The 9,452-nt window shown below is 61.9% G+C and carries 11 protein-coding genes and 3 pseudogenes; 10 read left to right on the plus strand and 4 right to left on the minus strand.

Annotated features, from left to right (window positions below):
* The 4 genes and pseudogenes from EN991_RS11505 to EN991_RS11520 form a co-directional block, all read left to right on the plus strand.
* The coding region (locus tag EN991_RS11505; RefSeq protein WP_164768987.1) for an ATP-binding cassette domain-containing protein at positions 1-1,071 on the plus strand (1,071 nt) is incomplete at its 5' end.
* A gap of 128 nt (positions 1,072-1,199) precedes the next feature.
* Positions 1,200-1,479 (plus strand): annotated as a pseudogene (locus EN991_RS11510) (type II toxin-antitoxin system RelE/ParE family toxin).
* Positions 1,480-1,491: 12 nt separating this feature from the next.
* A pseudogene (locus EN991_RS40850) lies at positions 1,492-1,725 on the plus strand (HigA family addiction module antitoxin); the annotation flags it as partial.
* A 209-nt stretch (positions 1,726-1,934) separates the two neighbouring features.
* A complete protein-coding gene (locus tag EN991_RS11520) occupies positions 1,935-2,093 on the plus strand; it encodes a hypothetical protein (protein ID WP_013530026.1) in 159 nt (52 codons plus the stop codon).
* Positions 2,094-2,109: 16 nt separating this feature from the next.
* Here the strand turns inward: EN991_RS11520 and EN991_RS11525 are convergent, their stop codons facing one another.
* Positions 2,110-2,724, minus strand: coding sequence for a glutathione S-transferase (locus tag EN991_RS11525; RefSeq protein ID WP_127368779.1), 615 nt, complete (start codon positions 2,722-2,724; stop codon positions 2,110-2,112).
* A gap of 237 nt (positions 2,725-2,961) precedes the next feature.
* Here EN991_RS11525 and EN991_RS11530 point away from each other — a divergent pair, with 237 nt between their 5' ends.
* Together EN991_RS11530 and EN991_RS11535 are read left to right on the plus strand one after the other, a co-directional pair.
* Positions 2,962-3,390, plus strand: a complete 429-nt coding sequence (locus tag EN991_RS11530) for a glyoxalase/bleomycin resistance/extradiol dioxygenase family protein (RefSeq protein ID WP_013530024.1) — start codon at positions 2,962-2,964, stop codon at positions 3,388-3,390.
* A 74-nt stretch (positions 3,391-3,464) separates the two neighbouring features.
* Entirely contained in the window at positions 3,465-3,818 is a 354-nt protein-coding gene (locus tag EN991_RS11535) for a DUF1428 family protein (RefSeq protein ID WP_127368776.1), read from the plus strand.
* Positions 3,819-3,963: 145 nt separating this feature from the next.
* Here EN991_RS11535 and EN991_RS11540 read toward each other — a convergent pair whose 3' ends face one another.
* A complete protein-coding gene (locus EN991_RS11540; RefSeq protein ID WP_245460944.1) occupies positions 3,964-5,586 on the minus strand; it encodes a sulfotransferase in 1,623 nt (540 codons plus the stop codon).
* 195 nt (positions 5,587-5,781) lie between these two features.
* On the opposite strand from EN991_RS11540, the pseudogene EN991_RS11545 reads away from it, so the two are divergent.
* Positions 5,782-6,208 (plus strand): annotated as a pseudogene (locus EN991_RS11545) (EAL domain-containing protein); the annotation flags it as partial.
* A 45-nt stretch (positions 6,209-6,253) separates the two neighbouring features.
* Here EN991_RS11545 and EN991_RS11550 read toward each other — a convergent pair.
* Positions 6,254-6,673, minus strand: coding sequence for a Kazal-type serine protease inhibitor domain-containing protein (locus EN991_RS11550; protein WP_013530021.1), 420 nt, complete (start codon positions 6,671-6,673; stop codon positions 6,254-6,256).
* A 501-nt stretch (positions 6,674-7,174) separates the two neighbouring features.
* On the opposite strand from EN991_RS11550, the gene EN991_RS11555 reads away from it, so the two are divergent.
* The 3 genes from EN991_RS11555 (at position 7,175) to EN991_RS11565 (ending at position 8,535) form a co-directional block, all read left to right on the plus strand.
* Positions 7,175-7,387: a cold-shock protein gene (locus EN991_RS11555; RefSeq protein ID WP_006202520.1), complete on the plus strand. Its 213-nt coding sequence runs from the start codon at positions 7,175-7,177 to the stop codon at positions 7,385-7,387.
* A 320-nt stretch (positions 7,388-7,707) separates the two neighbouring features.
* Positions 7,708-7,920, plus strand: coding sequence for a cold-shock protein (locus tag EN991_RS11560; protein ID WP_013530020.1), 213 nt, complete (start codon positions 7,708-7,710; stop codon positions 7,918-7,920).
* A gap of 183 nt (positions 7,921-8,103) precedes the next feature.
* Positions 8,104-8,535, plus strand: coding sequence for a BA14K family protein (locus EN991_RS11565; RefSeq protein WP_127368778.1), 432 nt, complete (start codon positions 8,104-8,106; stop codon positions 8,533-8,535).
* Between the two features lie 127 nt (positions 8,536-8,662).
* Here the strand turns inward: EN991_RS11565 and EN991_RS11570 are convergent, their stop codons facing one another.
* Positions 8,663-9,301, minus strand: coding sequence for an MBL fold metallo-hydrolase (locus EN991_RS11570; RefSeq protein ID WP_024505622.1), 639 nt, complete (start codon positions 9,299-9,301; stop codon positions 8,663-8,665).
* Positions 9,302-9,452 lie beyond the last annotated feature (151 nt).

A 9,452-nucleotide genomic window follows, 5' to 3' on the forward strand; every position in this document is an offset into this window, starting at 1 on the left:
CATCTCGACCTTGTCCGCATCAGCCAGCTCGAAACCTGGCTGAACACGCTGCCGCGCGAGGTGCCCGTCGTCATCGCCAGCCACGACCGCGCCTTCCTCGACGCCACCACCAACCGGACCCTATTCCTGCGCCCGGAACAGTCGCCGGTGTTTGCCCTGCCCTACTCCCGCGCCAGGCAGGCGCTCGACGAGGTCGATGCTTCGACCGAGCGCAAGTTCCAGCGCGACATGAAGGTGGCGCAGCAATTGCGCCGGCAGGCGGCCAAGCTCAACAACATCGGCATCAATTCGGGCAGCGACCTTTTGACGGTGAAGACCAAGCAGCTCAACCTGCGGGCCGAAAAACTGGAAGAAGCGGCCGTACCGGCGCACCGCGAAAAGTCGGCGGGTGCCATAAAACTGGCCAATCGCGGCACCCACGCCAAGGTGCTGATCACGCTCGACGACGCGGCTGTGGAAACACCCGACGGCACCCCGCTGTTTCGAACCGGCAAGCGCCATATCTGCCAGGGCGACCGCATCGTGCTGCTCGGCCGCAACGGCGTCGGCAAGTCGCGCTTCGTCACCCTGATCCGCAATGCCATTGTCGAACCGGACACGGTGCCGAATGTGAAGGTGACGCCGTCGACGGTGCTAGGCTACAGCGACCAGGCGCTGTCGGGCATCAGCGGCGACGACACGCCGCTGATGCTGGTCTCGCGCCGCTACGATGTCGGCGAGCAGCGTGCCCGCTCGCTGCTGGCAGGCGCCGGCGTGGTCATCGAGATGCAGGAGAAAAAGATCGGTGCGCTGTCCGGCGGCCAGAAGGCGCGGCTGATGATGCTGGCGCTGAGGCTCGCCAATCCCAACTTCTATCTGCTGGACGAGCCGACCAACCATCTCGACATCGACGGCCAGGAAGCCCTGGAAGCGGAACTGCTGGCACATCAGGCAAGCTGTGTGCTCGCCTCGCACGACCGCTCCTTCATCCGCGCCATCGGCAACCGCTTCTGGCTGATCGAGAAACGGCGGCTGACCGAAGTCGAAGACCCAGAGGATTTCTTCCGCTCGGTGGCGGAGGGCGCTGGCTAATCGGTGAACAAAACTGCCGATGAAGTTCCGGCCTGTCGAGCGCAGGCCGGAGTTTCGTATCATGTTACGAGACGTCTTCTTGACTTCCGAAGCGTATCATGCCATGGTACGCCACTCGGGTCGGCAAGATGATACGCTCCTTCAAAGACAAGACCAGCGAAGCCGTTTCGAACGGCAAGGCTCCGAAGGGCTTCCCATCGGACCTTGTCCGCTCAGCCCAGCGGAAGCTGTTCATGATCGACAACGCCGCCGAACTGTCGGATCTGAAGACCTCCCGGCAACAGGCTTGAGCCGCTGAAAGGTAACCGTGCGGGCCAGCATTCGATCCGCATCAACGATCAATTCCGCGTCTGCTTTCGGTGGGTGGAAGGGCAAGCGGAGGATGTTGAAATCACCGACTATCATTGAAGAGGGTTCAAAATGCTGAACATCAACCCACCTATCCATCCCGGAGAAATTCTCCGTGAGGAATATCTCGTGCCGCTCAATCTGAAGCCTTACACGCTGGCCAAAAAGCTGCATGTGCCCCGCACACGCATCGAGCGCCTGGCCAGCGAGACGACACCGGTAACGCCCGACACCGCTTTGCGCCTTGCGAAGTTCTTCGGAACCACGCCGCAGTTCTGGATGAATATGCAGGCGAGCTACGACCTCGCCGTAGAGGGAGAGGCGAAGAAGGCCGATCTTGAAACAATCGAACGTCTACAACCGCGGCCTGAAGTAATCGCGTTAGCAACAACCCGCTTCAAGCAGGCTGCGGAGCTAGCGATAAAAAAATCTCGGCGGTCTGTCGGATAGCCTCAGCCCGTCGCGTCCTTGGGATGCCGACACGATGATGCCGGCCCAACCCAGGGAGAATTATCATGTCGGTTCTTTCGTCCATCGGTCGCATCGCAACCCGGTATGCTGCAGCGCGCGCTCGTCACCGCAGCGAACGCGTCCTGCGTTCACTGCCTGCCTCGCTGCGCAAGGATATCGGGTTTCCGGACGTCTTCGATGCGCAAAACGGCCGCCGCCCCTGACCTCGCGGGGCGCCAGTCAGTCATGCGTATCGCCCGAAAGCGGCGTCGCCTGCATCGATACGCGTTTTTCGAAAGCCTCGAACCAGCGCGTCAGCAGTGCCCGTGAGCGAAAAGGCGGAAGGTGACGGAACGCCATCCAGGACAGCGTGGTGGCCAAGGCAATGTGGCCGATATGGAGCGGCGCCTCGTCGTCCAGCGTGCTCTCGATCCAGTCGTAGCTCGCCTCGATCTTTTCCCGGTATCCGTCGGCGAGAGCACCATAGCGCAACTTTTCGGGTCTCCTTTCCGTCTCCCAGCGCAAGGCTATACCCGTCTGCGCCAGGCCCTGGGCGACCGCCTGCAACCGCAATGCCTGCCAGCGCGCCTCGCCGTCGTGCGGCACCAGCTTGCGACCGTCATGCAGCGTGTCGAGATAGGCGCAGATGACATCGGAATCGAAGATCGGCGACGCGTCGGGCCGCAACAGCACCGGCACTTTGCCGAGCGGGTTTTCGGCGTAGACGTGGGCATTGCGCAAAGTCGGACTGGTCTCGTGATGAATGACCTCCAGCCGATCGGCAATGCCAACCTCGTGGGCGAAGACGAGCGCCTTGCGCGCGAAGGGTGAGTGGGTCTGATAGTAGAGGATCATTGTCGTCCCAGGATTTGAAGAGGCGTTCGCCTGATCCATCTGTTCTAGCCTGCGAGCCGAGAGAATTGCGCTCTGATTGGGCGCGGTCGACGCAAGTTCGTTTCACGCCTCTCGTCCAACTGCGGCTGCGTGGCCTGTCCAGGGCCGGTCGGCCAAAAAAATCTGCCGGCCATGTAGGAACGCCGGCACCTCATCCGTCCTTTGGCTCGCAAGGCCAAACGCAAAGAGGAACAACAGATGACCGATCAGACCCCCGTTCAGCCCGCGGCCAAAGTGCTCGGCGGATTGACCCCCTATCTGCAGCTGGATGGCGCCTTCAAGGCTGCCGAATTCTACAAGAAGGCCTTTGGTGCCGAGCAGGTCTTTGCCTATCCGGCGGACGAAAAAGGCCGCACCATGCACATCCACCTCCACATCAACGGCTCGACGCTGATGCTCTCCGACTTCTATCCCGAAAACGGCATGCCTGCCGTCAAGCCGCAGGGTTACACCATGCAGCTTCACCTCGGCAGCGACGACATCGAAGCCTGGTGGAAGCGCGCCGTCGATGCCGGCTGCGAAGTCGCCGTGCCGCTCCAGATCATGTTCTGGGGTGACCAGTGGGGCAATATGCGCGACCCGTTCGGCGTCGAATGGGCGATGAATGCGCCGGTCAAGAAAGCCTGATCTATCGCCAATGGCGAAGTCCCTCACCGGCTGGCGTCGGTGAGGGATTGTGAACTTCCAGGAGGAGACCCACAATGTCCTATGTCGATGGCTTCGTGCTTGCCGTGCCCAAGGCAAATCTCGATGACTACAAGAGGCTGGCCAATCTCGCAGGCCCTATATGGAAGGAACACGGCGCGCTCGCCTATGTCGAATGCATCGGCGGCGACGTGCCCTATGGCGAGGTCACTTCGTTCCCGCGCGCCGTGCAGGCCAAGGACGACGAGATCGTCGTCTTCGCCTGGGCCGTCTATGAGTCGCGGGAGAGCCGCGATGCCGTCATGGCCAAAGTGATGGCAGATCCGCGCCTGAAGGCCGATTGGGCGGACATGCCGTTCGACGGGAAGCGCATGATCTTCGGTGGCTTCAAGCCATTCATAGAGCTTTGAGCAGCCGGTAGCAGATTGGCAGAAGCCCCTCAGCTTCGTCATCCTAGGACGAAGCAGGAGCAAAGCTCCGTCGCGAAGGCCTTAGGATGACGACGCGGGTGCTTAGGCCAATCTCTAAGGCCACGATCAGCTAGAGAGCGTTGCGCTAATCCAGCCTGTCCAGAAGCGGCTTCAGCCGGTCACCATAGCGCTTCCATAGATCGACCGACCCCTGATACATCGGCTGGCGCACCTGTGCGGCTGAAGCCGTGCGCACCGGTCGGTCGGTCTCGTGGAACGATAGTGCCGCGTCGTCCCAGGGCAGGCCGAGATGGGCGATCAATGCCCGCGTCTGGCCTTCCTGGTCGGCGACAAAATCCTCGTAGCGTACATCGTGCACGACGCCTGGCAGCACCGTGTGCCAATGCTTCATGATGTCGGTGTAGAGATTGTGGAAGTCGGCGAGCTCGCCGAGATCGTAGCCATAGCGATGGCTGTCACCGCGGAAATGCACCTTGTAGATCGACAGGCAGGTGGCCGCCGCATCGCGCGCGCAGTGGATGATCCTGGCCTTGGGCATCATCATGTGGATGAAGCCGACAAGCAGGAAGTTGCCCGGCATTTTGTCGGTGACGTGGCGCATGTTCGGATAGCGGGCATGGAGCATGTCGAGATAGGCTTGGCCTGCCTCGGCAAAATCCGAATCGCCCGTATCCGATACGCCCCATGGGAAGCCACCCGGCATAGTCGCCGGGAACTGCCTGCCGACCGCCTTCTTCAATATGCTGAGCTCGCCTGCGCCATAGACCTGCGGATGGCTGGCAATGATCTGCTCGACCAGCGTCGTGCCCGAACGCGGCATGCCGACAATGAAGATCGGCGTGTCGTCGCTGATTGAGCTGGGACTGTGCTTCTCGAAGAAGCCGGCATCGAAGGTGGCCTTCATCGCCTCGAACTCGGCCCGCGTCCTGGCCTGGTCGTAGTCGATGCCTTTGCGGCGGATCGCATTGCCCTCGGCGAAATAGTCGAAGGCCCGGCCATAATCCTTGAGATCGTCATTCGCCTTGCCGAGTCCGAAGGACAGCTGCATGCGCGCCAGGCTGTCCTGCGGCGCCTTGGTATGCTGGGCTTCCATGCCCCCAAGCTCGCTGTCGCGCTCCTTCTGGCGCTTGACCTGCGTCAGCATCAGCCAGGCTGTGGCCATGGCGGGGTTGATCGCCAACGCCTGCCGGAACAGGTCGGCCGCCTCGTCGAGCTTGCCCTTTTCCATCAACCCGACGCCGAGCCCGTGCAGCAGGTCGGCATCCTTGGGTCGGATCGCCAGCGCTTCGCGGAAGGCAGCCAGCGCCTCATCCAGCCGCCCGGCTTCCTGCAGGGTTTCGGCAAGCCCGATGCGGGCGCGCACATGAAATGGGTTGCGTGCAACCGTGCCGCGATAAATCTCTTCGGCCTCTTCGAACTGGCCGACCTGTTTCAGCGATGAGCCGAGATTGTCGCGCGCCGCGAGTTGGTCCGGCCGCAGATCTACTGCGCCGCGAAAGAAATCGATGGCCGCAGCAGGGCGGCCGAGGTCGCGCATCACCGTACCGAAATTGTTGAGGAAATCGGGATTCGTCGGCTGCAGGCTCACCGACCGTTCGATGAGATCCAGCCCTTCTTCGCTGCGCCCGGTCTGGTGGAGCAGCAGTCCCAGGAAATGCGCCGCGGCCGCGTGCTTGGGCTGACGCGCCAGCACCTGCCGGTAGATCGTCTCAGCCTCTTGCCGGCGCCCGGCCTGATGCAGTTGCAACGCCTGCTGCACATACTGGTCGAGGCCCAGCGGCGGCTGTCCGCCTGCGCCAGACCTGGCTCCCGCACCCGCCGCTCGTCTTTGATCTCTGTTGATGGGAAACCTACCGTGTTTTATCCGCCTGTGGCGATCTAGGCCATCGGCGCCGCAGGTTCAAGGCTTCGCTTGCTGTCTCATCCTTTCGTCGGTGCGGAAAGATCAAATCAGCACACCGCGATCCGGCCCCAGCAAATCTGGCTCGAGGCCACGGAGCGCGCGTTCATCGATATCAACTCGGCCCGCTCAACGCTCGTTCGTGCCCGCGAACTTGGCCACGCAGTGGCAATCGACGACTTCGGCACCGGCTACTCCAGCCTGTCCTATCTCGAGGGGCTGCCGCTCGATGCGCTCATAATCGACAAATCGTTCATCGATACGATCAGCACGAATTCCGCCACCAATTCCGTCACCGCGCATATCATCGACATGGCCAAGACACTAAAGCTGAAGATCATTGCCCGAAGACGGGGAAACGCAGGCGCAGGCCGACTACCTCGCGGCGCGCGACGTCGACTACGGCCAGGGCCGGCTGTTTGCCAGACCCATGCCCGCGTCCGAGTTCGTCGCCGACTGTCGCCGGTGAAACCGACGGCTTGATGATTGTCGTCCTCAACGAGGCGCAGCGTTCTCAGCACGGCCCGTCGCCAACGACGCGATAGTCCGCGGCACGGGCTTCGCAGGAATTGGGGAAGGTGCGCATTTCGCCATGCCGGCGCGCGCACACCGGCGCATATTCGCGGGTGCAGAACGTCTGCTCTTCACCACCGCCGCCGCCGCCACCGCCGCCACCGTCGCGGCACGGACCGTCGCGCACGATGCGGTAGCCGGCCCGGTCGGCAAGACAGGCATTGGCGAAGGTCTGGCGATCGCCGCCGCGCCGGGCACAGACCGGCTCGTACTGCTTGCTGCAATATTGCGGTTCCGGCCGGGGCGGACGCGGACGCGGCCCTGGTCCGTCATCGACGACGACGGTGCAGGCGGCAAGAAGTGCCGACAGCAACAGGATGACAAAACCCTGCCGCGAAAAGATTGCCGCCAGATATTTCATGATGATCTCCCACGATCGCGTCCCCGGTTGCCGATCCTCGCCATTCCCTTGCCAAATGCAACCCCCGTTTGCAGCCCTTTCAGTCGGAAACGCGCTGGGGCTGTAGGCGGCGTCGACCTCCTCGGCCACCTCGTCATCTGGCCCATTCGTGGCCCGGTTCTGGCCGATGACCCGGCCGGCAAGCAAGCCTATGCCGAGCCCATCGATGCTCAGGTCAGTCGATTGATGCGTCGGGACGCGCCAGTACGGCGGCCCGCGGCGGTATCTTGCAACCATCACGTTTCCGTGCGATAAATTCCGTGTTCGGGCATTTGCGACCCGGAGAGCGGAACGTTTTGGACGACCTTTCCCCGATACTGTGAATCTCTGACGGCCCCGTTTTCGGCGGGGGGTTTGACCATGCGCCAATGCATGACTGCCGAAGCAACCACCGGGAACTGCCCTTTGCGCCAGGCGGCGGGCGGGACCACCAAAGACTGAACGGGTGAAGGAGTTTCCCCAATGGCCCAGACCGGCACCGTTAAATTCTTCAACGCGACCAAAGGCTTCGGTTTCATCACGCCCGATGGTGGCGCCAAGGATGTGTTCGTCCATATCTCCGCGATCGAAGCTTCCGGCTTGCGCACGCTCGTTGACGGCCAGAAGGTCACCTTCGACGTCGAGCCGGACCGCATGGGCAAGGGCCCCAAGGCCGTCAACCTCCGCGCAGCCTGAGCCATCGGCGCGCCGCATGTCACTCAGACGTGCGACGGAGGCTCCATGCCTGCACCTGGCCTGGAGAGGGATCTGAATTTTGAAAGGCGCGGCGATCTTCGTCGCGCCTTTTCCTTATCGAAGGCGCGGGCCAGTGATGTCGCCCAAGCGGCCGGGTTCTGGGCAACGACTTGCATAAAAACAAAGACCCGAAGCATGCCGCAACGTGCTTTAGACGCCCGCAAAACTTTCTCTTGCCGATGACGCTAAAATAAAGGACAAATTTCCACTCGGGCATTTGCCGGCCCGAGACTGGAGTTTATGGGACAAAGGAGCTTCCCATGCCGCAGACCGGCACCGTCAAATTCTTCAATCATGCCAAGGGCTTCGGCTTCATCACGCCCGATGATGGCGCGAAGGATGTTTTCGTCCATATTTCAGCTGTGCAGGCGTCCGGTCTTCCCGGCCTCGAGGATGGGCAGAAAGTGTCGTTCGATACCGAGCCGGATAAGCGCGGCAAGGGTCCCAAGGCCGTCAACCTGTCGGTCGGCTGAGCCGGCTTCGAACCGGCGCTCCCGGGCAGATCGCTCCCTTGAGAGCCTGTGATTTTTGACGACCGTTTTGAATAAACACGTTAAAATCCGTTCAGCCCCCGTTCAGCCACGGTCGCATATTAGTCTTCGGTAAAGCCGGACCGCATCCCCGAAACTGCACGGGCCGGAACGAAGGAGACCGACATGAACCGAATTTTCAAAACCGCCGTCCTGGCCGCTGCCGTGGCCGCCACCACGCTCACGGCCTTGCCCGCCGCCAATGCGCGCGACTGGCGCCGTCATCATGGCCATCATAGCAATGGCGATGCCATTGCCGCGGGCGTGCTCGGCCTCGCGGCCGGGGCGCTGATCGGTGGCGCATTGGCCAATGACCGCCCGCCGCCCGACGCTGACCGCTACTACGATGACGGTTACTACGATCGTGACGTCGTGGTGCGCCCGGCCCCGGTCCGCCGCTATTATGCGGAGCCGCGGGTGGTCTACGCCAATCGTTATGCCGAACCGTGGACGCGTGACTGGTACGAATATTGCTCGGACCGCTACCGCAGCTTCAATTCCCGTACCGGCACGTTCACCGGCAATGACGGCGAACAGCATTTCTGCACTGCCAACTAACCAAGGGCTTCCCTGCCCCAAAACAGAAAAGCGCTGACCGCAAGGCCAGCGCTTTTTTGTTGTGGTCTCTACAATGTCAACGGTCTGCTTGAGGCTGATGAAAAACAGCTACGGTTCCGAGCCTGGTTCAAGTCAAAAAAGGATTGGTCCGCCTCTCCTCGCCAAAACGTCCGCCGGGACCGTGGCCACAGATGAAGCCGATGTCGTCGCCGAGCGGCAGGAGCTTGTCCTTGATCGAAGCGATCAGCGCCGCGTGGTCGCCGCCCGGCAGGTCGGTGCGGCCGACCGAGCCGCGGAACAGCACGTCGCCGACATGGGCGAACTTGGCTGCGCGGTTGTAGTAGACGACGTGACCGGGCGCATGGCCGGGGCAGTGCAGCACCTCGAACACATGGCCGCCGAACGACACGGTCTCGCCTTCGGCCAGGAACCGGTCGGGCACGCAGTTGCGCGCTCCGGCGATGCCGTAGCGCTTGCCCTGGTTTTCCAGATTGTCGAGCAGCGACTTGTCGGCCTCATGCGGACCGATGATCTCGACGCCGAGCGCCTCCTTCAACTCCATTGCACCGCCGGCATGGTCGATGTGGCCATGCGTTATCCAGATAGCTCCGGCTGAGATCGCATTGTCCTTCAGCACCGCCAGTACCTTGTCGATATCGCCGCCCGGATCGACGACGACGCCATGCTTGTCATCCATGTCGAACAGGATGGTGCAATTCTGCTGGAACGGTGTGACCGGCACGATGCCGGCATTGAGCTGACCCATGATCGTCCTTTCGATGTTCACGGGTGATGTAGAGGTGCCGACAAAGGGCGTCCACCCTCGAAAGACGAACAGTCAGTAGCCCCAAAACGGAAATGGGCGGCCGAAGCCGCCCATTTGAAAAGACCGAAACGGCCTGCTTACTTCTTCATGG

Source organism: Mesorhizobium sp. M7A.F.Ca.US.005.03.2.1 (assembly GCF_003997795.1).
Lineage (GTDB): Bacteria > Pseudomonadota > Alphaproteobacteria > Rhizobiales > Rhizobiaceae > Mesorhizobium > Mesorhizobium ciceri.